Annotated in this window: 28 protein-coding genes and 1 pseudogene; 7 read left to right on the top strand and 22 right to left on the bottom strand. The window is 41.6% G+C overall.

The window, feature by feature from the left end; all coding sequences use genetic code 11:
* Window positions 1–33: 33 nt before the first annotated feature.
* Both AC3WLU_RS11235 and AC3WLU_RS11230 read right to left on the bottom strand, forming a co-directional pair.
* Window positions 34–456 (bottom strand): stage V sporulation protein AB, encoded by a 423-nt coding sequence (locus AC3WLU_RS11235; RefSeq protein ID WP_034308131.1) that lies wholly within the window; start codon window positions 454–456, stop codon window positions 34–36.
* The gene (locus AC3WLU_RS11230; protein ID WP_063590672.1) at window positions 446–1063 is read right to left on the bottom strand and encodes a stage V sporulation protein AA; all 618 of its coding nucleotides are present in this window, start codon (window positions 1061–1063) and stop codon (window positions 446–448) included. The genes AC3WLU_RS11235 and AC3WLU_RS11230 overlap by 11 nt, the downstream gene beginning before the upstream one ends.
* A gap of 348 nt (window positions 1064–1411) precedes the next feature.
* Between AC3WLU_RS11230 and AC3WLU_RS11225 the strand changes: the two are divergent.
* A pseudogene (locus AC3WLU_RS11225) lies at window positions 1412–1602 on the top strand (transposase); the annotation flags it as partial.
* Between the two features lie 156 nt (window positions 1603–1758).
* Here AC3WLU_RS11225 and AC3WLU_RS11220 read toward each other — a convergent pair.
* The 12 genes from AC3WLU_RS11220 to spoIIM form a co-directional block, all read right to left on the bottom strand.
* On the bottom strand, window positions 1759–3048 hold the full coding sequence (locus AC3WLU_RS11220; RefSeq protein ID WP_057278875.1) for an NCS2 family permease: 1290 nt from the start codon (window positions 3046–3048) through the stop codon (window positions 1759–1761).
* 280 nt (window positions 3049–3328) lie between these two features.
* Window positions 3329–4096 (bottom strand): RNA polymerase sporulation sigma factor SigF, encoded by a 768-nt coding sequence (gene sigF, locus AC3WLU_RS11215; protein ID WP_034308137.1) that lies wholly within the window; start codon window positions 4094–4096, stop codon window positions 3329–3331.
* Window positions 4097–4109: 13 nt separating this feature from the next.
* Window positions 4110–4550: an anti-sigma F factor gene (spoIIAB, locus tag AC3WLU_RS11210; RefSeq protein ID WP_492597266.1), complete on the bottom strand. Its 441-nt coding sequence runs from the start codon at window positions 4548–4550 to the stop codon at window positions 4110–4112.
* Between the two features lies 1 nt (window position 4551).
* A complete protein-coding gene (spoIIAA, locus tag AC3WLU_RS11205; RefSeq protein ID WP_034308142.1) occupies window positions 4552–4902 on the bottom strand; it encodes an anti-sigma F factor antagonist in 351 nt (116 codons plus the stop codon).
* 131 nt (window positions 4903–5033) lie between these two features.
* Entirely contained in the window at window positions 5034–6200 is a 1167-nt protein-coding gene (locus tag AC3WLU_RS11200; protein ID WP_492597265.1) for a D-alanyl-D-alanine carboxypeptidase family protein, read from the bottom strand.
* A gap of 206 nt (window positions 6201–6406) precedes the next feature.
* The gene (locus AC3WLU_RS11195; RefSeq protein WP_492597264.1) at window positions 6407–7711 is read right to left on the bottom strand and encodes a pyrimidine-nucleoside phosphorylase; all 1305 of its coding nucleotides are present in this window, start codon (window positions 7709–7711) and stop codon (window positions 6407–6409) included.
* Window positions 7712–7777: 66 nt separating this feature from the next.
* The gene (locus AC3WLU_RS11190; protein WP_492597263.1) at window positions 7778–8590 is read right to left on the bottom strand and encodes a purine-nucleoside phosphorylase; all 813 of its coding nucleotides are present in this window, start codon (window positions 8588–8590) and stop codon (window positions 7778–7780) included.
* Entirely contained in the window at window positions 8591–9793 is a 1203-nt protein-coding gene (gene deoB / locus AC3WLU_RS11185; protein ID WP_063575716.1) for a phosphopentomutase, read from the bottom strand.
* A gap of 296 nt (window positions 9794–10089) precedes the next feature.
* The gene (xerD, locus tag AC3WLU_RS11180) at window positions 10090–10983 is read right to left on the bottom strand and encodes a site-specific tyrosine recombinase XerD (RefSeq protein ID WP_034308151.1); all 894 of its coding nucleotides are present in this window, start codon (window positions 10981–10983) and stop codon (window positions 10090–10092) included.
* Window positions 10984–10988: 5 nt separating this feature from the next.
* A complete protein-coding gene (locus AC3WLU_RS11175) occupies window positions 10989–11216 on the bottom strand; it encodes a YqzK family protein (protein WP_034308153.1) in 228 nt (75 codons plus the stop codon).
* A gap of 166 nt (window positions 11217–11382) precedes the next feature.
* Window positions 11383–11832, bottom strand: coding sequence for a ferric iron uptake transcriptional regulator (gene fur, locus AC3WLU_RS11170; RefSeq protein ID WP_034311309.1), 450 nt, complete (start codon window positions 11830–11832; stop codon window positions 11383–11385).
* A gap of 119 nt (window positions 11833–11951) precedes the next feature.
* Window positions 11952–12599 carry a stage II sporulation protein M gene (gene spoIIM, locus AC3WLU_RS11165; protein ID WP_492597262.1) on the bottom strand — a complete coding sequence of 216 codons (648 nt, stop codon included), beginning with the start codon at window positions 12597–12599 and terminating at the stop codon, window positions 11952–11954.
* A gap of 139 nt (window positions 12600–12738) precedes the next feature.
* On the opposite strand from spoIIM, the gene AC3WLU_RS11160 reads away from it, so the two are divergent.
* Window positions 12739–13302 carry a GNAT family N-acetyltransferase gene (locus tag AC3WLU_RS11160; protein WP_057278762.1) on the top strand — a complete coding sequence of 188 codons (564 nt, stop codon included), beginning with the start codon at window positions 12739–12741 and terminating at the stop codon, window positions 13300–13302.
* 36 nt (window positions 13303–13338) lie between these two features.
* On the opposite strand, the gene AC3WLU_RS11155 is transcribed toward AC3WLU_RS11160, so the two are convergent.
* Window positions 13339–14520, bottom strand: coding sequence for an endonuclease Q family protein (locus AC3WLU_RS11155; protein ID WP_492597261.1), 1182 nt, complete (start codon window positions 14518–14520; stop codon window positions 13339–13341).
* Window positions 14521–15072: an NUDIX hydrolase gene (locus AC3WLU_RS11150; protein WP_034308163.1), complete on the bottom strand. Its 552-nt coding sequence runs from the start codon at window positions 15070–15072 to the stop codon at window positions 14521–14523. It lies immediately after the preceding gene.
* Between the two features lie 75 nt (window positions 15073–15147).
* Between AC3WLU_RS11150 and mciZ the strand changes: the two genes are divergently transcribed.
* The 3 genes from mciZ (at window position 15148) to AC3WLU_RS11135 (ending at window position 16938) form a co-directional block, all read left to right on the top strand.
* Complete coding sequence (gene mciZ / locus AC3WLU_RS11145; RefSeq protein ID WP_492597260.1) at window positions 15148–15309, top strand: Z-ring formation inhibitor MciZ; 162 nt, start codon at window positions 15148–15150, stop codon at window positions 15307–15309.
* Between the two features lie 56 nt (window positions 15310–15365).
* The gene (locus tag AC3WLU_RS11140; RefSeq protein ID WP_413004181.1) at window positions 15366–16274 is read left to right on the top strand and encodes an aldo/keto reductase; all 909 of its coding nucleotides are present in this window, start codon (window positions 15366–15368) and stop codon (window positions 16272–16274) included.
* Between the two features lie 238 nt (window positions 16275–16512).
* Window positions 16513–16938, top strand: a complete 426-nt coding sequence (locus AC3WLU_RS11135) for an Ohr family peroxiredoxin (RefSeq protein WP_034308168.1) — start codon at window positions 16513–16515, stop codon at window positions 16936–16938.
* A 45-nt stretch (window positions 16939–16983) separates the two neighbouring features.
* Here the strand turns inward: AC3WLU_RS11135 and AC3WLU_RS11130 are convergent, their stop codons facing one another.
* Together AC3WLU_RS11130 and AC3WLU_RS11125 are read right to left on the bottom strand one after the other, a co-directional pair.
* Entirely contained in the window at window positions 16984–17421 is a 438-nt protein-coding gene (locus tag AC3WLU_RS11130) for a MarR family winged helix-turn-helix transcriptional regulator (protein WP_057278765.1), read from the bottom strand.
* Between the two features lie 143 nt (window positions 17422–17564).
* Complete coding sequence (locus tag AC3WLU_RS11125; protein WP_063575712.1) at window positions 17565–17825, bottom strand: YqkE family protein; 261 nt, start codon at window positions 17823–17825, stop codon at window positions 17565–17567.
* Window positions 17826–17955: 130 nt separating this feature from the next.
* Between AC3WLU_RS11125 and AC3WLU_RS11120 the strand changes: the two genes are divergently transcribed.
* A complete protein-coding gene (locus AC3WLU_RS11120) occupies window positions 17956–18858 on the top strand; it encodes an alpha/beta hydrolase (RefSeq protein ID WP_413004183.1) in 903 nt (300 codons plus the stop codon).
* Between the two features lie 42 nt (window positions 18859–18900).
* Here AC3WLU_RS11120 and AC3WLU_RS11115 read toward each other — a convergent pair whose 3' ends face one another.
* The 3 genes from AC3WLU_RS11115 to AC3WLU_RS11105 are packed head-to-tail and all read right to left on the bottom strand — an operon-like array spanning window position 18901 to window position 21066.
* The gene (locus AC3WLU_RS11115) at window positions 18901–19443 is read right to left on the bottom strand and encodes an iron-sulfur cluster biosynthesis family protein (RefSeq protein ID WP_413004185.1); all 543 of its coding nucleotides are present in this window, start codon (window positions 19441–19443) and stop codon (window positions 18901–18903) included.
* Window positions 19440–19772 carry a YolD-like family protein gene (locus AC3WLU_RS11110; RefSeq protein WP_034308183.1) on the bottom strand — a complete coding sequence of 111 codons (333 nt, stop codon included), beginning with the start codon at window positions 19770–19772 and terminating at the stop codon, window positions 19440–19442. The genes AC3WLU_RS11115 and AC3WLU_RS11110 overlap by 4 nt, the downstream gene beginning before the upstream one ends.
* Before the next feature lie 34 nt (window positions 19773–19806).
* On the bottom strand, window positions 19807–21066 hold the full coding sequence (locus AC3WLU_RS11105; protein WP_057278767.1) for a Y-family DNA polymerase: 1260 nt from the start codon (window positions 21064–21066) through the stop codon (window positions 19807–19809).
* Window positions 21067–21480: 414 nt separating this feature from the next.
* Between AC3WLU_RS11105 and AC3WLU_RS11100 the strand changes: the two genes are divergently transcribed.
* On the top strand, window positions 21481–22140 hold the full coding sequence (locus AC3WLU_RS11100; protein ID WP_057278768.1) for a C40 family peptidase: 660 nt from the start codon (window positions 21481–21483) through the stop codon (window positions 22138–22140).
* A 51-nt stretch (window positions 22141–22191) separates the two neighbouring features.
* Here AC3WLU_RS11100 and AC3WLU_RS11095 read toward each other — a convergent pair whose 3' ends face one another.
* Window positions 22192–22719 (bottom strand): hypothetical protein, encoded by a 528-nt coding sequence (locus AC3WLU_RS11095; RefSeq protein WP_492597259.1) that lies wholly within the window; start codon window positions 22717–22719, stop codon window positions 22192–22194.
* Window positions 22720–22731: the final 12 nt, after the last annotated feature.

Here is a 22731-nt window from a genome sequence, read left to right as displayed (position 1 = left end):
CCTTTCATCATCAGGAATAGTTACCTCTTACACTTATAAGTCGACAAAATAAATCCATTGGAATAATGATCCGGCTATTTTCCCCAATACGAGTGCCATTAACAAATAAATGATCTTCTCTTGAATTCCGATTCGTTTTGAAAGAACTGGAAATACATTCAAGACTTCAGTTAAGGCAGCCGCAAGCATCCCATTAAATATCCCGTCAGCCAAACCGATCGGAATTAAAAGAAAATGCGGAAGTGAAAGTTCCGTTTCCTGTAATCCTAACCATGTCCCTGCGACAACTCCGGCAATGATGGCTCCTTCATAGTAATGTATCATTTTCATTGTTTTTGTCAGCTGAGTCAGTCTTGGAATCACCCCAAGTACAGTTAAAAACGCTACAAAACCGGCACCTGTTGCAAACCCCCCGGCTAAACCGACAAAGATTCCGAAGATGATTTTACCGGTCATCAAGGTGGCGCACGTTTTCCTTATTTTCATTCATGATTACATAACGGTCCAAATCCTGCTGATAATTGAACATTTCAACCTCGAGCGGACTAGGTTCCTCATTGAAGCGTTTTTTAAAGAAATGATTAAAAAATAGAATCATGCCCATACCAAGGCCGAAGCTATATGGGATTTGGATCAATAACGGCTTATCTTCCACTTTTCCCGTTATTATAGTAAAGATTTTTTGATGCACTTCCCCCATGCTGACATCCACATGAAAATTCATGATCGTCATCCCGCCGCCGACAAATAACAAAAACCAAACTAAAGCGAATGTCAGGTATGACATTTTCTTTTTCGAGAGGATGACTTCGATGATCGTTTGGGAAGGGCCGAATGTTTCCACTTCAATTGTCGGATCCACCTTGCGGATGGCCATGATAACTTGAGCTAAATCAATGACAATAATATTCTTATCTTCCTTCTTGACCGTTAATAATATGATTTCTTCAATTTTGGTAATCACTTCTTCAGGTCCGATTATCCTTGCAATATCTTTTATCCTCACCGTTTGATTTCCCTTTGCTTGTACACGGTTCCTCATCCTGATATATACAACTGCCATTATCATCACATCCCGACCTTTTATTTCCTTATGCTAGTAGTATGGATTGGAAGCAGTTTGAAAATGCAGGAAGTGAACCATGTCCAAATATTACTAATTTGAAACCAAAAAAAGACACGCTGCAAAACAGCATGTCTCAAACTGTAAACAAATTAAAAACGAGTTTGACTACAGTTTTTTTGTTTTAAAATAGATCTATTAAAATTTGAGGTGATGAGGATGCTTTCGAAACATCATCTTCAACGAGATCAACTTGAAAGAGATCAACTTGAAATGATTACTTTAGATCAACTGGTGCCGGCGAACCATTTGGTTCGTAAAATGGAGGCTTCCATTGATCCAGTCATCATCAAGCCTTTATATGCGAAACGTAAAGAAACGATTGAGCATGTATTCGCAGATGCAAAAGAAAGCATTGTATGCGTTGGATAACTTTAAGGGGACTTAAAAAATTGTTGATGCAAGCGATGCTTACTTTCGCTGCCATTAATTTAAAGAAGATGGCCACGTGGACATGGCAAGGTCCTAAAATCCCGTAACATAGTGACTCGAAGAGCCCAAATCTCTTAACCTTTGGTCAAAATTTCAAAGGGAATTTTAAAAGGGGTTCGGAATTTTTTAATTCCGAACCCCTTTTGCCTACAAACTGAGACACCTGCAATGTCAGAAATGTCTTTTTGGTTTACATTCAACTATTAATGAGTGGGGAAGAAAATCAGCTGAACCAAAAATATCAAACCAAAAATATATATGAGCGGATGTACCGATTTTCCTTTTCCGCTGAATACCTTCATTAGGGGATATGTAATGAACCCAATTGCAATCCCTGTAGATATACTTGAAGTAAGCGGCATCGTTAAAATGATCGCAAATGCCGGAAATGCCTCATCAAAAAGTTTCCAATTGACTTTAGCCAGACCTTCCATCATGAAACATCCCACGATGATCAAAACGGGTGCTGTGATTGCCTGAACGGAAGAAATTGCCGATATCAATGGAGAAAAGAAAATCGATACAGCAAACAAGATGGCCACGACAGTAGCGGTCAATCCCGTACGTCCGCCTGCAGCCACTCCCGTACTCGATTCCACATAGGCAGTCGATGGGCTTGTACCAAACATCGAGCCGACTGTAGTCGCAATCGCATCACCTAAAAAGGCTTTCTTGGCACGAGGGATTTTCCCATCCTTCGTTAGTCCTGCCTGTTCTGTCACGCCAATCAAGGTGCCTGTCGTATCGAAGATCGTCACAAGTAAAAAGGCGAAGACAATTGAATATAAAGAATTCGTGAAGACCCCAGCGATATCGATATCGAAAAATACTGGTGTCGGAGGTACAGATAAGACCCCATCGAAGTCGAGCAAACCGATAAAGTAGGCAATGATTGCCGTAACGATCATACCAATGAAAATGGCCCCTTTTATATTACGGGCCATAAAAATCAAGGTAATGAATAAGCCTGCTAACGCTAAAACGGTTCCTGGCTGATGTAAATCGCCAAGCGTCACCATCGTTGATTCATTTGGCACTATGATTCCAGCATTTTTCAATCCGATAAACGCAATGAATAATCCAATTCCGGATGTAATGCCATATTTTAATGAGTTAGGAATCGCATCAATTATCATTTTACGCAAGCTAGTCACGCTAATTAATAGAAATAGCAAACCAGCAATGAAAACCGTACCGAATACGGTCTGGTATGAAAGGCCCTGTGCCCCCACCACGCTGGCAAAATAAGCATTCAAGCCCATCCCTGGTGCTATCGCTATCGGGTATTTTGCAACGAGCCCCATGATTAGGGTACCAATCACCGCTGATATGACCGTTGCCATGAAAACTTGTTCAAATGGAATTCCGATTGAAGACAATAAAGCCGGATTCACAATGAGGATATAAACCATAGTCAAAAATGTCGTAACACCCGCCATGACTTCTGTACGGACATCCGTTCCATTTTCTTTCAGGGAGAAAAACTTTTCCATAAACATATTTTAGACCTCCAGATCTAAAGGAATCACCGACAACCGTTTGCACGAAAAGACAAGGTGTCCTAATATTGTACTGCATCGACGTTTTTCCTGTTCATTATTCATTGAAAGAAAGATAAAAAAACGAATGAGAAACGCGACCTTTACTATAATATTCGTTTTTATCCCTAAATTCAACTAAAAATTCGGCCCCATCCCTAGTTTCATCTTAAATCACTTTTACTTTTTCCTAAAATCAGTATTTATTTTCAGCTCAATAAAAAAACCACATGAATCACTGATTCATGTGGTTTTTCATTTGCTGAAGAATCTTCTTCTCCAGCCTTGATACCTGAACTTGGGAAATACCAAGCCTTGCCGCCACTTCCGATTGCGTCTGATCTTTATAATACCTCAGGAAAACAATCAGCCTTTCACGTTCATTCAATTCATGTATGGCTTCTTTCAAAGCGATTTGATCGAACCAGGATGTTTCATTATGGTCGGCAATCTGGTCAAGAAGAGTAATCGGATCTCCATCATTTTCGTAAACCGTTTCATGGATCGATGAAGGGCTCCTGCTAGCTTCTTGGGCCATGATGATTTCCTCTGGCGAAAGCTCTAGATGTTCCGCCAATTCATTGACAGTCGGAACGCGGCCATACGTCTTTGAAAGTTCCTCTTTGGCCCTGCGAATTTTATTCGCCATTTCCTTTAATGACCGGCTTACTTTAACCGTTCCGTCATCACGGATAAAACGTTGGATTTCACCAATGATCATAGGCACAGCATACGTTGAGAATTTCACTTCAAACGATAAGTCAAATTTATCCACGGACTTCAACAGACCTATACAGCCTATTTGATAAAGGTCATCCGGTTCGTAACCTCGATTGAGGAATCTTTGCACTACTGACCATACAAGCCTCAGATTGCTATTGACAATCAGATTCCTTGCATCTTGGTCACCGCTCTGGCTGCGTTGGATTAAATTCCGCAATTCCTCATCTTTTAAATGGGGCTGGCCTTTCTTGCTCTTCTCGTTTTTAACCTCCACATCCATATGCAAGTCTCCCTTAATTGCACAAAGCTCTGCTTGTAGTTAAGTGCTTTTTTAATCGAATGATCGTGCCTTCGCCCTTATGGGAAATTATATTGATTTCATCCATGAAGTTTTCCATGATGGTGAATCCCATACCGGAACGTTCAAGTTCGGGTTTTGTCGTAAATAAAGGCTGTTTAGCCTCCTCGACGTCTTCAATGCCCAGTCCTTCATCCCGGATGGTCAATTCCACAGTATCGCCTTCGATGACCACTGAAATGTAGACCCAACCTTCCGGGTCACTCTCATACCCATGGATGATCGAATTCGTAACGGCTTCTGACACGACAGTCTTGATCTCTGTCAATTCATCCATCGACGGGTCCAATTGGGCAATGAATGCCGCAACAGTTACCCTGGCAAAAGATTCATTTTGGCTAAGTGCAGAAAATTTCGTTTCCATTTTATTTTTCATATTAGGCAACCCCCAGTCTTTGCAAAGCGTTTTTTTCGGATAGTTCCATTTTAACAATTTTAAACAACCCTGACATCTCAAATAACCGCTTTACTGCTGGAGAAATTGCACAGACCACCATTTCACCTTGCTTTTTGTTTACCTGCTTATAACGGCCCAAAATAACTCCGAGCCCTGAACTGTCCATAAAATCCAATTCTTCCATATTAAGGATGATATGCTTGATATTATGCTTTTGAATGGCTGCCTCTGCCTGATTTTTCAATTTTTCTGCTGTATGATGATCTAAATCACCTTTGAGACGAATGCACAATACGCGATTTTTCGCCTCCATATTAATCGTAAGACTCATTATATACAGCCTCCTTCACTGTCTTATAAAGAGTCAAATTCTCTTTTTCACCTGCCGATTCCTCCTTACTAGCAAAACTAGTGGAGTTTCGCCTAAATTAGTACGATTAACTGGCAATGCGACAATTTATTCTATTTCGAATGGGTAAACATGCCGAAAGCCCGTTTATACAATTGCCACCAGCTGGCATTATCAACAGTTTCCTTCGCAACAATCGGAGATTCGACATATACCTTACCGTTTTTCTTCAATTCAAGCGTACCAATTTCATCACCTTTTTTAATCGGGGCATCCAAATCTTTATCAAGCGTGATTTTTTTTGTAAAGTCCTTTGCCGTTCCGTTTTTGGCTGTCAAAACTGAAATAGGTTCACTTGTGACGCCCACCACGGTTTTCTTTTGCCCTTTACTTACCTTGGCTTCACCTAACACCTCACCGCGTTTATAAATAGGGTATGTGATGTATTGTGAAAATGCATAATCTAACATCTTGGTAACCTGAGCGTTTCGTTCCTTTGGAGAAACGGCTCCGAAAACGACGGCAATGACACGCATATTCCCTTTTTTAGCAGTCGCTGTCAAACAATATTTCGCTTCATTTGTGAATCCTGTTTTCAGTCCATCGACCCCAGGATAAAATTTCACTAACCTATTTGTGTTGACAAGCCAAAACTTCTTTTCGGTATTTTCACGGAGATAATCTTCATATGTACCCGTGAACCTTGTAATCGTATCGTATTTCAATAATTCCTTCGCCATGATCGACATATCATGTGCTGAACTGTAATGATCTTTAACAGGAAGTCCTGTTGCGTTTTGGAACTTTGTATTTTTCAAACCGAGGTCTTTCGCCTTTTTGTTCATTTCCCTGACAAACTCTTCTTCCGATCCAGCTAGACGTTCAGCCATCGCCACCGATGCATCATTCGCCGAACCAATCGAGATGCCTTTAAGCATTTGTTCCGTGGTCATTTCTTCACCTGGCTCGAGGAAGATCTGGGAACCGCCCATCGACGCTGCATACTCACTAGTCCTGATTTTCTCCTTCATGCTGAGTTCGCCTTTATCGATCGCTTCCATGATCATCAGCATCGTCATGATTTTCGTCATGCTTGCCGGTGAAAGGCGATCGTCTGCATTTTTATCATAGAGAACAGTACCTGTATCCCGTTCAATCAAAATAGCGGATTTAGCATTTGCCGCCAGTTCGACTCCTTTTTCTTCAGCTGCTTTTGTATGCGGGATGTTAAAACCCAATGCTACCAAAACGGTTAAAAATACAGAAAGAATCCGCTTCATCTCCATACCCTCCAATCTTTATATTTTTTATTTTTTCCATTAAACCCATTTTTATACAAATAAAGATGAATTTTGAACATATACTGGATATAGGGTAACAAAGTGAACCAAATTAAAAGAGGATGCGCATGGGCATCCTCTTTTAATAATTCAATGGGATAAACGTAAAAAGGCCGCTCAAAAGCGCGGCCTTTTTTGGGAAATGTTTATTCCATGATCTCTTTATAGATCAATGTAGGTTTTTCTATTTTCTCTTTTGAAATCGCAATGCTTTCATACAATTTTTCTTTCACCTTTGAAACATCTTCGAAATTGCTGTAAATCGTCACAAGTGATTCACCTTTTGCCACGGTTTCCCCGATTTTTTTACGAAGTACCAGTCCGACGGCCAAATCAATCTCTGATTCTTTTGTCGCCCGCCCGGCGCCTAACAGCATGGCTGCCGTTCCTACTTCATCAGCGATGATTTCCGATACATATCCGTCCTCTTTCGCTTCCAGCTCGAAAGTATGAGCAGCCTGCGGTAGTTTTTCCGGCTGATCTACAACCGAACCATCGCCTCCCTGCGCTTCCAGGAAAATCTTGAATGAGTTAAGTGCAGAACCATCCTTGATCGCATTTTCCAGCAAGGTTCTTGCTTCTTCCAGCGAGTTTGCCTTTTTGGCAAGGTATACCATATGGCTTCCCAGTGTTAAAGAAAGTTCCGTTAAATCTTCCGGTCCCTCTCCTTTAAGCGTATCGATGGCTTCCTTCACTTCTAAAGCATTTCCGATTGCGTAACCTAACGGTTGGCTCATATCGGAAATGACAGCCATCGTGTTTCGTCCCACATTGTTTCCGATGCTAACCATTGCATGCGCCAATTCTTCGGAATCTTCGAGAGTTTTCATGAAAGCGCCCGCTCCCGTTTTAACATCAAGTACGATTGCATCAGCACCAGCGGCGATTTTCTTACTCATGATCGAGCCAGCAATCAAACCGATACTGTTAACGGTACCCGTAACATCGCGCAATGCATATAACTTTTTGTCGGCCGGAGTCAGGTTACCGCTTTGCCCAATGACAGCTATCTTATTTTTATTGACAAGTCTGATGAACTCGTCATTTTCTATTTCGACATGAAATCCTTTTACAGACTCCAACTTATCGATCGTCCCGCCTGTATGGCCAAGACCGCGTCCTGACATCTTTGCCACTGGAACACCAACAGCAGCAACCAATGGTCCAAGCACTAGAGTTGTGGTATCACCCACACCGCCTGTTGAATGTTTATCGACCTTAATTCCTTCAATCATCGATAAATCTATTTGATCTCCCGATTCGACCATTGCCATGGTTAGATCAGCACGTTCCTGCTCATTCATGCCTTTAAAATAAACAGCCATTGACCAAGCGCTCATTTGGTAATCCGGAATCGATCCATCGGTAAACCCATTGATGATGAACTGTATTTCTCCTGTAGTAAGAGCCTTTCCATCACGCTTTTTCTCGATTAAATCTACCATTCTCATATTAGAATCCCCACTTTTTAAAGACACCGATTTTCTTTAGGTGTACTTGTATTTTTTTGGTTCGTTTTATATGTCTTTAACGATTTGCTTAACAAATTCAAGAAAACTGCTTTTCACTTTTTCAGTCGTTTCAATTACCTCTTCATGTGACAAAGGCTGATCCAGAATGCCCGCGGCCATATTGGTAAGGCATGAGATTCCGAGCACCTTCATTCCGCTATGCCTTGCTACGATAACTTCCGGGACTGTCGACATACCAACTGCATCCCCGCCAAGGATCCTTGCCATTTTCACTTCTGCCGGTGTCTCATAGGTCGGTCCTGTATTACCGATATAGACACCTTCTTTAATATCCAATCCTAGTGAAGCTGCTATTTTTTTTGCTTGCGCCCGAAGGTCTTTAGTATAAGCTTCCGACATATCAGGGAATCTAGGGCCGAAACGCTCTTCATTAGGACCAATCAATGGGTTTGCCCCCATTAAATTAATATGATCCGTAATGAGCATCAAGTCACCTGGTTGATAGCTTTCATTAACGCTTCCGGCAGCATTCGTTACGATTAACTGTTCAACACCAAGAAGTTTCATTACACGGACAGGGAAAGTGACCTTCTCCATGGAGTAACCCTCATAAAAGTGGAAACGTCCTTGCATCGCGACAACCTTTTTGCCACTTAATTGTCCAATGACAAGTTGTCCAGCGTGTCCTTCAACAGTCGATACTGGGAATTCCGGGATTTCGTGGTAAGGAATCGTTATCGGATTTTCAATTTCATCCGCCAATACTCCAAGTCCGGAACCAAGAATCAGTCCTATCTCCGGAGAGCCTTCAATTTTACTTTTTATGAATGATGCAGCTGTCTCTATTTTATTAAACATCTATTTATTCTCCCCTAAATTTAGATCGCCCAATATACTTTTTCCGAAGGCAGGCATTTTCACATCAAAATTAGCAGCGACCGTCGCCCCAATATCTGCAAATGTATCTCTTATCGGGAGTTCGGCACCTTCTGTAAATCGTTTGGAATAGACTAACAATGGTACATATTCACGTGTGTGATCAGTTCCTTCATGGACCGGATCATTCCCGTGATCGGCAGTGATGATCAATAAATCATCCTCTTTCAGTTTATCAAGGACTTCAGGCATCCGGGCATCGAATTCTTCCAATGCCTTTCCGTATCCCTCTGGGTCGCGGCGGTGACCGTATAAAGCATCGAAGTCGACTAGATTAAGGAAACTTAACCCTTTGAAATCCTGTTCTACTGTTTGGATTAATTTATCCATTCCATCCATATTGGATACGGTCCTTAATGATTCAGTGACACCTTCCCCATCAAAGATATCCGAGATCTTCCCTATTGCAAGGACATCATATCCAGAATCTTTCAATTCATCCATTACTGTCCGATCGAACGGTTTCAATGCATAATCATGACGGTTAGGCGTTCTTTTGAAGTTGCCTGGTTCACCAGTGAACGGTCTGGCAATAACGCGTCCAACCTTGAACTCATCAGCCATTGTCACTTCACGGGCAATTTCACAAATCTTGTATAATTCGTCTATCGGGACGATATCTTCATGTGCAGCAATCTGTAATACGGAATCAGCTGATGTATATACAATCAGCGCACCCGTTTTCATATGTTCCTCGCCAAGCCTCTCAATGATTTCCGTGCCGCTTGCCGGGACATTCCCAATAATTCCCCGACCCATTTTCGCCTCGAGTTCATTGACTAATAATTCCGGGAAACCATCTGGAAATACACGGAATGGAGTCGATATATTCAATCCCATGATTTCCCAATGTCCAGTCATCGTATCTTTTCCCGTAGAGGCTTCCTTCATTTTCGTATAGTATGCGAGAGGTTGCTGAGCTTTTTCAATTCCCTTGATTTCACGGATATTGCCTAAACCCAATTTTGCGAGAGTCGGCATGTTCAATCCGTTCATTTTTTCTGCGATATGGCCGAGTGTATCCGCACCTTTATCGCCGAATAAATCTGCATCAGGTGCTTCGCCAATCCCAACTGAATCCATAACTATTACAAATATTCGTTTAAATGCTGAATTCCCTTTCATGAGTCATTCCTCCTAAAATAGTAAATCACTTTTTATACTCTCTATAATACCCTTATTCTGCTCAGTTACTCTTCATTTAAATGAAATCGCAAGAACGTCAGAAGTCTGACCTCTCTACATTGTAAACGATTACCATGATGGAGACAAATAATATATTTCGGAATGAAACAAAGTGCCATAAGATGTGCGTTAGAATCATCAGCATCCCTTATAGCCGTCTCGCCGACACAGAAAAGGCTGCTCCTTCAACTGCCTTGCAGTTAAATTCACAACCTTTCTATCATTCTATTAATCCTTTAAGCTCGCGGATGGAATTTTGAATAGACATCCTTGATCCGTACGTTCGTAATATGTGTATAAATTTGAGTTGTCGAAATATCCGCATGACCAAGCATTTCTTGGACGGCACGTAAATCAGCCCCATTCATCAATAGATGTGTCGCGAAAGAATGTCTCAGTGTATGTGGTGTAATTTCTTTTTCAATTTGTGCCGATTTTACAAGTTTTTTTAGAATCTTCCAAAATCCCTGCCTTGTCAGCCTGTTTCCATGATGATTCAAAAAAAGTGAATCTGTCCTGTGCTTGGGGCTGGCCATTTTCCCCCGGGAACTTTCCAAATAATGTTCAATCGCACCCAATGCAGTTTGTCCAATCGGAATGATCCTCTCTTTATTTCCTTTCCCTACACAACGGACAAAACCCATCGATGCATGGACATCACTCACATCCATGGATATCAACTCACTGACACGCATACCCGTCGCATACATCAGTTCGAGCATTGCCTTATCGCGTAAGCCGAATTCATCCATTTTCTTCGGGGCTTCCAATAGTGCTTCAACCTCTTCCATGCTTAATACCTTTGGAAGGCTTCGTTCCGGTTTTGGCGTTTCTATATGTATGGACGGATCCTGATTTGTTACTCTTTCCCTTAGAAGAAATTGATGAAAAGACCGAATGGAAGCTATATGACGCGCCACCGTCTTCGATGACTTCCCTTGATCCTTTAACTGCACGAGAAAATGCAGGATGTTCACCCGCCGCGAATCATTCCAATCTTCAATGGTTTCAACATCTTTCAGAAAGCTCCAATATGATCTTAAGTCACGCTCATACGAGACGAGCGTATTCTTGGCAAGTCCTTTTTCAATGGTTAAAAAATGAATGAAATCCCTAATTTGATTCTCCATATTCATTACTCCCCGTTTAAATAAAACAACATTAGGCGTTCAAGCCATGCATCATCACCCGTATCAACAGCCTTCGATACTTTTACAGCCATGCCTTTCGGTTCATCATAACGATGATAACTTTGATATTCCTGATTTAACCATACCATTCCTATATAAAAAAGAACAGTGAAGCTAACAAAGAGAATCATCACTTTAGCCGTGTGCAAAATAAGCGATAATGATGTTTTCATCCTTTCCCCTCCCATTCGACCCTTTGTATCAATCTATGCCCAACAGGACAAGTTTTATACATATTTCGGAAAGGAGAAAACAAAAACAGCTCTTACTTGAGAAAACCAGCTATTAAAATGCAGAAAACCTTCTCCATTAAATGGAAAAGGTCCGTCTTCATTCACCTTAATTTTCTTCTTTGTCATGACATCGATGACAAATGCCATGAAAGGTTAATCTATGGTCTTTTATCTTGAAGTTCCAGTCGCGTTCCACAATGTCTTCTACGTCTTCAAGTAGGTCTTCCTGGATTTCATCTACCGCACCACATTCCACACAAACAAGATGATGATGGAAATGCGCAGCTCCTTCTTGTCTTAAATCATAACGGGAAACCCCGTCTCCAAAGTTAATTTTATCTACTATTTTCAATTCAGTCAGCAACTCTAGCGTACGGTAAACTGTTGCCAATCCAATTTCCGGCGACTTTTCTTTGACAAGGAGGTAAACGTCTTCTGCGCTTAAATGATCCTCTTCATGCTCAAGTAAAACGCGGACGGTCGCTTCTCGCTGAGGCGTTAATTTGTAGCTGGACGAGTGTAACTGCTTTTTTATCCTATCAATTCTGTTTTCTATTTCCATACCTAATATTCCCTCCCGCGCCGCTATCTTATCCATTATATCAAAAGAGGGAAAACTGTCAAAATAGATTTCTTGTTAATGATAAAAAAATTTGCGGGAACGGTATATTTCCATCAATGACCCAATAAACTTACGACATTTTTCATTAAAGAAGGGGATAGGTACGCTTCAAATGCAGCAGCCGTAATCAAGAATAACCCTGACAAAACCAATGAGAAAATATACCGTGAAATTATCGGCTTCAGCGGCTCACGAATTTGCTTAAGGAAAATCCGGCTGATCATTTTCATGGATAGTGAAACGGCAAGGACGGTTATTACGATGAATATCGGGACGATGAATATATTTTGGGGCAGAATAGCGACAAACGATAATAAGAACCCGCTCCATCCCATTTGATTGACTAAAAAGCCGACCGTGAATCCAACGACCATCCCTTTTATAAATAACAAAACCAGGATGACAGGCAAACCGATGACCGATATTCCGAGAATCCAGATGACCCCGATATATTTTATATTATGCATAATACTTTGGCTGAACATATCATGCGAAGATGCAAATTCACCTTTGGATACTTGTCCAAAAAATTGCGATAAATAATAGAACAAGTCTTCCTTTTGGGTAAAGCTCAAACTATTCACCAATATTGCCCCAAAAATGACACCCATCAAAAAAAGCACAGTGATAAAGACATATAATGAGGAATGTTCGTCAATATGTTTCATTACGGCATTTTGTACGACAGATTTTTTTTTCATCTTTCATCCTCCCAACTCCGCTTACTAGAATCTATGTTTTTACTCTTTCATTTATGCTAAGAAAACTTTCCCCTTCAGCCGCACACAGTGAACCTAATTTATGTTATAATTTTCCGCATTAATGAGATGGAGGCAGGATATGAAAGCTATATTAATGGATTTTCCCGAAAGAATTGAAACCCCTCGATTATATCTAAGACCTTGTCAGCCTGGCGATGGCCTGGACCTTTACGAAGCCATTGTCCATTCTAAACCTGAATTGAAACAGTGGCTGCCGTTTGCCCATCAAGATGTTTCTTTGGAAACTTCTGAACAGAACGTCCTTAAGGCCTTTGCGGACTTTATTTTAAAAGAGGATATCAGACTCCATATTTATAGGAAAGAAGACGATCAATTCATCGGCTCCACTGGTCTGCACCGAATCAACTGGGATATTCCTAAATTCGAAATTGGCTATTGGATTGATACGAGATTCAGTAAACTGGGCTACATAACGGAGACAGTGGAAAAGTTAACTAAATTCGCCTTTTACCATTACGGTGCAAAACGGGTCGAAATCCGCTGTGACCCTAATAATATTGCCAGCAAACGGATTCCCGAGAAGCTGGGGTTCACCCTTGAAGGAATTTTGCGTAATGACTGCCTTAGTGCAGACGGCATGGAAGTGCGGGACACCTCCATTTATGCAAAAACAACAAATTAAAAAAGTCCTGACAGATCTCATCTGTCAGGACTTTTTTCAGGTTAATTCCTTTTTGACCTTTCCGTACTTTCCTCCGCCCCCCACTTCAAAAGAAAGCGTCCCTTTTCTGGCAGAATCGATGTAGACCGCCAATTTTTCAGGAACGATTTCCATTAGCTGTTCAAGCGTAACTTCATGAAGGATATTCATCTCTGTTCCAAATGCCACCAGCAGTTTTTCCATGGATTTAGGTCCGAGTCCCGGGATGAAGTCGAGTGGCACTTGATGGATATACGGCGGCCTTTCCTTTCCGTCTCTTCTGTCCATCCCGGAAACGGAGAGTTCTTCAATCCTGGCCGATACCCCTTTAATAATGGATTTATTACCACACTCAGGACATTGTTCACTATCCCTCAATACCTGATGTAAGCACCCTGAACATACGGTTTGATGATACTTTCCCAATAAGGGATTCAATCCATAATTAACGGTCACCTTGCGATTCCCTGTTTCTTTAAGGGCTTTTGCCAGCTCATAGAAACTTGGCTCTTCAAGCAGGACTTTTTGATATTCACGAGCGATTTTCCCAAGCGAATGCGCATCGGAATTTGTTACGAATACATAGGAGTCCAACTCCTCGATATCCTTGACCATTTCTGTATCCGAACTTAAACCAAGCTCGATGGCATCAATTAGCTCCGGATCGAATACTTCAGTCAGACTGGATCGCACCCCTTTTCCATATAAGCTTTTAAATGGGGTGAAAACATGTGCCGGGATAAACAGGCCGCCCAGTGACTTCACGGTTTTTTGCAGCGTTCTTCCATCACAATAAATCCTTTGGGAGCTCAAGGTGATATTTTTAACATGTCCGCTCATCCATGAGGAGAATTCCTTCATCGCTTTTAAAGTGGGAAAATAGGCGAGGACATGGATCGGTCCATTACAATTTTGATCATAAATTTCAATCTCCGAGCCCGGGATGATGGTTGTATTCTTGTATTGAAGTCCGCCTTCAGTCTTTTCCGTGATTTCGCCATCAAGAATCCCCGCTTCGATCTCTTCGATAATTTCAGGAGAATGACAATCGATTATCCCGATTAGATCAAGGCCCTTCCTTTCACTTGCCACTTGCAGCACATTGCTGAAGGTTAACGTTTTAGCACCTGTTATTTTCACGGCCCTTCCGCTTCTCGTTCTGCCTATATGGATATGCAGGTCAGCGTAATACTCTTTCATTTATGATGTCATCGCCTTTTTCAACTGCAAATACTGAACTGCATATGCCGTTTTGGCATCCTGGATCTTCCCTTCATCCATATAAGTTTGAGCTTCCTCCAGCGTGAGTTCAAGCATCTCGACAAATTCATCTTCATCCAGCGGTGCCGCATTTTCTTTCTTTTTCAAATTGTGGGCCACATACAGGTGGACCAATTCATCGGCGAAACCTGGGGATGTATAGAAGGATATGATGTGCTCCATTTTTTCACATTCATAACCTGTCTCCTCTTCCAGCTCCCGTTTAGCCGACAGGACCGGTTCTTCGCCTTTTTCAAGCTTCCCTGCAGGAATTTCCACCAAGCTTCTCTCCAGCGCTTTACGGTACTGTTCAACCATGATGATTTTATTTTCTGACGTGAGAGCTATGACGGCAACCGCTCCCGGATGCTTGATTATTTCACGTTTACCCGTTTTCCCATCAGGAAGCTCTACATCATCCACTTGCAGGCTGATTACTTTTCCTGTGAAGATTTTTTCCGAAGACAGCGTTTTTTCTTCAAATTTTTTCATCGTGACCACTCCTCTGTTCTAATTGCAGCATGATTCCTCATACATTTTACCATAATAGAGATGGAGGGCGATTTAATGAAAGTTTTCGTATTGGAAAAAAGCGTTACTTTATCCGGAAAGAGCTGGGAAATCCTTCAAAAACTAAAGCGATTACAAAATCAATATGTTTATGTCAATGATTGGATTGCCGACATTCACGATCAGGTGCCACCCACTCCTTTAAAACGGATCAAGTGAATTCTTTGAGTGAAATGGATTTCTCCTTTACAATGAATGTAAAGGGAGTGGATAACATGAAAAAACGCAGACTAGGAAATTCTGACTTGCTAGTTTCTGAAATCGGGCTTGGATGCATGTCACTGGGGACTGTTGAAAATCAGGCATCCGAGATCATACAGGCCGCTTTAGATGAAGGAATCAATTATTTTGATACGGCCGATTTATATGATTTCGGTATGAATGAAGAAATCGTCGGAAAGAATTTAAAATCGGTCCGCGATAAGGTATACATAGCCACCAAGGTCGGAAACCGCTGGAATGAAAATAAAGATTCCTGGAGCTGGGATCCATCCGGCGCTCATATTAAAACGGCAGTAAAAGATAGCTTAAAGCGATTGGGGACTGATTATATTGATCTTTATCAGTTACATGGCGGCACCATTTCAGACAATATCGAAGAAACGGTAGAAGCATTTGAAGATTTGAAAAAAGAAGGCTATATCCGATATTATGGAATTTCCTCGATTCGTCCGAATGTCATCAAGGAATTCACTGAAAAGTCTGAGCTTGATTCCGTGATGATGCAGTTTAATCTGCTCGACCGCCGCCCAGAAGAGTGGCTGTCCCTTTTCGCCAACAAACAGATCAGCGTGATCGCCCGTGGCCCCCTTGCCAAAGGGCTGCTCAGTGAAAAAATGCTTGAAAAGGCAAATGAGGATGGATACCTTGACTATAGCTATCACGAACTTAAAGATTTGCTTCCGCAAATAAAGGACAAACTTTCCGATAGGAAGTTGAATGAAACGGCACTTCAATATGTATTGTCCCATCAAAGCGTAGCTACCGTTGTTCCAGGAGCAAGCTCAGTACAGCAGCTACGTGATAACTGCCAAGCTGCCAACAGCCCTTCACTGTCCACAACCGAGTTGGATATCCTGAAGCGGTTGACCAAAGTGAACAAATATGAAAGTCACCGGAATTAAAAAAGAAATGTCAGGACAAACCTTAGGCTGCTCTATCTCCGTTTGACCAACGGGATAGTCAGCCTTTTTCCGTTCCACCTTTTTTTCGCCTTCTTTACCAATTTCAAGTTTCCGATCATTCTAATTCCTTCCAAAACCCATTTAACGGTTTTAAACTTATCATTGGACATCCTAAAATTAATGTTGTACAATTCAGTTGTGCGCAATCAAAAATAAAAAAGATAAGGGAGAAAAAATGATGACAAAAACATTATTTACAACGTCTGTAACAGTCGATGGCGGAAGAGAAGGAACGGCAATTTCTGCTGACGGCAACTTCACGGTTGATATTGCGATGCCTGGAACACCAAGGGCTAAACAGATGCCTGAAGCATCTAATCCGGAACAGCTTTTTGCAGCTGGATATGCTGCATGTTTTGATAGTGCTTTGCAATCAGTTGGTAAAATTGAACGCGTTTCTTTCGATTCAAAAGTCACCGCAAGCGTCAGTCTATTGATGGGTGAGATGCATCAGTACAGCTTGGCTATAACTTTGGCTGTGAAGGGATCCGGGGTCGACAAGGAGACATTCGAAACCCTTGTTCATAAAGCGCATCAAATGTGTCCTTATTCAAAAGCAATCAACGGCAATGTGGACGTCGCCTTTGAAATAGATGTAGATTAAATCCGACAAATAGACGCTTGGGGAACCCCAAGCGTCTTTTCTTTGCTAAAATTGCTGTAAAGTTTTCAATAGTTGGAGCAGTGAAGCTTTTAAATCCTCGACCACCTTCTTATCCTCACCCGACATTGCCGAAATGCGATCGGGAATGAAACAGGCCTCTGCCTGTAAACCAAGTCCCTTTTCCGTCAGCTTAATCATGACAGACCGTTCATCTTCAGTGGAACGTTCACGGACAATCAAGCCATTCTGCTCCATTCGTTTCAACATGGGGGTAAGCGTTCCTGAGTCGAGGGCAAGGAGCTCCCCAAGTTTTTTTACTGTAAGTGTATCCTGTTCCCATAATAGAAGCAGAACAAGATATTGAGGATATGTCACTTCAAGTTTATCAAGCAACGGTTTATATTTCTTCGTCATTTCCCGCGAACTTGCATAAAGCAGGAAACATAATTGGTCTTCCAGCACTTTTTCTATTTTATTTTGCATCCCATCACCAGCTAATAGTAGTCCATCCGATATGAAAGCATATCGAACTTATCTTTAATATAATCGTTATACTTTATAAAATAAAGGAATTCCTGAACAGAAAAAGGGAGCCAGCCCTTTTAAAATTTTAACTGCTCCCTGTTCTATTTATAGTTCTTCCAGTTCAGATTGCTTTCACCCAATAGTTCTTCGAATGATTTATTCTTCTCCCGCTGCTTTCTTTCTTCACGTTTTTTTTCTTCTTCCGCTTCCCTTTTCTCTTGTTCAGCCTCATTAAGTTCTTTTTGCTTTTGACGAAGCTGGGACATGATATCTTGATTGATCATATCACCGAGTTTCAATGAAGATGAATCTTTATCTTGGTTTTTGCTTTGACTTTGTTTTCGCGGCTGTTTCTTTTTCATCCTTAAAACCTCCTGGCCATTTATGAAATAATTATATCACGACTGCCGTTTTCCTCATCATGGTTTTCAAACAGTGTTTTCCCATTTCCCTCATGGTAAAATAAAGAAAATCATTCGAGGAGGTCCTTTCATGAAGAAATGGTGGTTTACACTGGCTGGAATCCTAGCGTATATCATCGGCGTCGGCCTTTATTTTTCCAATCGGATCATGTATATGAAAAAGAAGGAAGATGATTTTATCCAAAATCGTGAAATCATGGCTAAACGCCTGATCACGGAGGATTTTAATAATCTGCCTAAATCGGAAATTTGGGTATCGTCACCATCCGGATATTCCTTGAAATGCTTGTTTATCGAACCGCATGACACTAAAAAGTGGGTGGTCATTTCTCATGGTGTGACGGAGAACAAAGTCAATTCGATTAAGTACATGAACATTTTTCTTAAGCGGGGCTTCAATGCGATCATTTATGACCACCGCCGGCATGGGGATTCCGGCGGCAAGACGAGCAGTTATGGACATTATGAAAAATTCGACCTGAAGGCCGTAATCGATGAATTGAAAAGACGTAAAGGGCCCGACCTTCATATTGGCATTCATGGAGAATCCATGGGGGCCGTAACCCTGCTTTTATATGCCGGAATGCTTGAAGATGGTGCTGATTTTTACATTGCCGACTGTCCATTTTCGAACTTCGAGGATCAGATCAAACACAAGCTCAAGCATGAAGTCCCATTTCCTTCTTGGACCGTATTTCCGCTCGGGCGTACGTTCATCAAACTCCGTGACGGATATTGGACCAATGAAGTGTCCCCAATCGATTATATGAAAAATATCCTAAAACCCGTGCTCTTCATCCATAGTGAAAATGACAGTTTCATTCCCGCTTCCATGACAGCGGAATTATATGCAGCAAAAGAGGGCCCAAAACAGCTGTACATCGCTAAAAAAGGGGCCCACGCTCAATCTTATAATGAAAATCCAAAAGAATACGAAGACCAAATCGATCAGTTTCTAAAAAAACTTGTCTGAGAAGAAAAGAGAGGGTGTCCACGATCCCCTCTTTTGCTTTAGTTAGATTTTATTAAAAAAGCTCATCCTCGGATTTAAGATTTGATTCGGACTTTTTAATTGAAAGCTGTTCGCTTCCGGAACAAAGTCTATTTTCATGACTTCATCAAGAAAAATCATTTTTGATTTCTCAACATATAGCGGAATTCCGTTCGTTTCCACTTTTTCGGTACCTTCTTCAGGTTCGTTGACCCACCATAGCGCCGTCACACCACTTACCACGCAGCCGCAGCCATCAGTATCATATTTCAACTGTAAATATCCTTCTTGTCCCTGTACCTTACCGGCTATTTTCCCAGCCGCTGTTTCCGTCCATTCAATATACATGATTGCTGCCTCCCGATGTCTTTGCATTCCCCCATTATAAACGATAAAAACGTTTCTGTTAAAGAAACTGCCTCCTTTGCAAGCGTCAGCCGACACGAAAATCACTTTCTTCATTGACGGTGCTAACAAATGCCGATTCTCATACTCCTCCGTGATACCTTTCAACACGATGCCGTTTTGAAAGGCTGTCCCTTGGGGAACAGCCCTTCCGCTCATCATTCCATTATCCTTACATCCGCTATATCGGAAAGCCTGATATAGTGAGCCTGCTCAAACCGGTCAACGATATGAAGCTTTTGGGTGAGCTCATTATAATAATGGATCCTACCGATTAACAGCTGATACCGGTTTCCTTCATAATGAGCAATCGTGACATCCTTTCTTTCCTCCATCGCTTCCCCCATTACCGCATTCATTTCTTCCAGTTGCTGCTCATCCAGGATGCGCTTCGTTTCATAGCCATCCTCCACCGCCCAATCACGGAGCATCTTCACATGTTCCGGCAACATCATCGATGTCCATTTGATACGGCCGCGATCACGAATCATTTCTTTTCCCTCCTTTCAAAGTCAGCCTTACGCCTTACGCCTTATGCCCACCAAGCAGCTTGCTTCGGTATACGGCTGTACCTGCTTCTGTATACGAAACGGCACGCAATAACGACTTGGCTCCATATTTGTGGCGGATTCGATCAACCGTGTAACTCAATTCCCGCTTCTTCCAGCGCGAAGCATCAAATAGAGTCAGCTGCATTTCATTATCATCCACAATATTCGAGAGTCTGACCTCTATGCTTCGAACCGTTTTTTGCTTATAGTTCTCATGGAAAAGCTCCAGGCAAACTTTATATAACTCCATCGTGATGTTGGTCGGTTCGTTAATCGAACGCGAACGATGGAAACCTCCGCCAAACTCATCCTTGCTGTAACCAATGCCTAGGCTCACCGTTCTTCCTGCCTTACGATGGGTGCGTGCCCTTCTTCCAACTTCTTCGCAAATTTCCAGCATGACCTGCTTTACCTCATGCTCATCCTTATAATCCCGCAACAGGATTTGACTTTTGCCGAAGCTGACCTGCCCTTCGATGATCGCTGCCCCCATATCGGATAAATCTATTCCCCAGGCATGGTGGTAAAGCTGATTGCCCATAATTCCAAACTTCGCTTCAAGTAATTCAAGATCATAATTGGCAAGCTGCCCAACCGTAAATATACCCATTCCATGAAGGGTTTTTTCTACGCGCCTGCCGATCCCCCACATTTCACGAAGCGGGGAAATCGGCCAAAGTTTGCTTGGCACATCCTCATACTTCCATTCCGCAATCCCTTTATGTTTGGCTTCCAAATCAAGGCAAAGTTTTGCCATGAGCATATTCGGTCCAATTCCAATGGCACAGGGGAGCTGTAATTCCCGTTCAATTTCATCTTTTATCTTTTCAGCTATCATGCGGGCATCTCCCCATAAAGAAGCAGCACCATCGACTTTCACAAAACTTTCGTCCACACTATATACGTGAATCGCTTCTTTTGGCACATAACGGTTGAACAAGCGGGTGATTTCCGTCGAAACCCTTAAATAAGTCGCCATTTTAGGTTCAACGACGACAATCCTCGGGTCATTCGGGATCTCAAACATCCGCGAACCTGTCTTGATGCCAAATTCCTTCTTCATCTTTGGAGAAGCCGCGAGCACAATGCTCCCTGTCCTCTCCAAATCACCAACCACCGCCAAATAACAATCAAGCGGGTCCAGACCAAGCATGACCGCTGAACAGCTTGCATAAAAACTTTTCATATCGATACACATAATTGATTGTTTCGGCATCGTCCCATAATCCATCATTTCTTCACCCTAACAAGAATATACGTTCGCTTTATTATATTCATAACTTTAACCGAATATACGTTCTTATTCAATGGAAGTTTTCATACAAATTTCTACTTTTTATTGTAATTTCCTTGAAAAATATAATAGATACTAAAAATGGATAAAATACCAAATTTAAACCGAATATCCAAATTGTTTTTTTGAAAAAGATTAATTGGTAGCTTGAATAATTTTAAGTAGGTCCATATGCTCGATTTTTTAAAATCCCTCCACCCTTTTCAACAGACTTTCGTCTACTTGGAAGCCAGTCTTAATGCTCATTTTTTGTAATGAAACTGTAACCAAAATTATGTCTATTTGTCATAATGGTATTGTAGGATAATATTGTTAAGAAATAATAGAGAGATAGATAGAGAGGAAATGAAAATTATGAAGAAATGGATCGCTTCAGCTGCTGTTGCATCTGCCATGATGCTAACCCCACTGCAAGCCTTTGCCAATATTGGAGACCAAACCCTCAGACCCGGAATGACACATAGTGATGTCAAACAACTACAACAACTATTAAAAACCAAAGGTTATTTCACATATTCAGGTTCACTGACTACATATTACGGCACCTATTCTGTATCAGCAGTAAAAAAATTCCAAAAAGCCAAAGGGTTGACTGCCGACGGAATTGCCGGCCGAGGCACATTTAATGCGCTTGGTGTTTATAAAGTCAATAATACTAGCTTGATCAGCTATGCAAAAACCTTAATAGGCAAACCCTACAAATGGGGCGGAACAACACCAACTGGATTTGACTGCTCAGGCTTCGTCTATTACGTATTCCAGAAATCTCAAGGAATTACCTTACCGCGTACAACATCCTTGCTCTATTCCAATACAGGTTTAAAAGTATCTTCACCAGCTAAGGGTGATCTTGTATTCTTTGATACTTCTTCTGGAAGAACAGGAGTATCCCATGTTGGAATCTATATCGGAAACGGCCAATTCATTAGTGCTACGTCTTCTAAAGGAATAACCATTACGGATATGGATAATTCTTATTGGAAACCAAAATATTTAGGTGCGAAAACTTTATAAAATCCAGGACAAACAACCGGACAAAATTCAAAGTGATTCAGTCCGGTTGTTTTATTTTATATATAATATTTCATCCGTTACATCCTCAACTGTCACCATGAATGAAGAATCCAAGTTGGAACGATTCATCATTTCGATATTATAAACATGCTCTGAGGGTAAATGGACGACTTCGAGAACCATGAATCGCTCACTTTCCGCTTTGCTGACATGATCGAGGGCAGCAATGACCGCCCTTTGTTCGGCTAAGCTGTTTTCATCCGTCAAAACCAGAATCAATTCAGCTTCCGCTTTCCCAGGAAATGATTTCTTCACCCCGCCCCGGTGCCATGGTTTCACTTTCATCCCAATTTCCAGTTCGGAATAATCAAGGTCATTACCATGTTGATCTTGAATATATGTATCATTAGTCACCTTATAGTACGTCCCTTTAATCAAAATCCTCTTATCGTCAAGATCCGTAATGAAACCTTCTTCCCCTTTATCAATGGATTCATCCATGTTCCAATCGGGGGATTGACAGCTGCCCAGTATAAAGGCGACGAATAAATATATATAAAGGTTTACAATCATCTTCATGAAAATCCCTCC

The organism is Peribacillus sp. FW305-BF15 (assembly GCF_058783805.1).
This window is presented reverse-complemented; position numbering and strand designations above follow the sequence as displayed.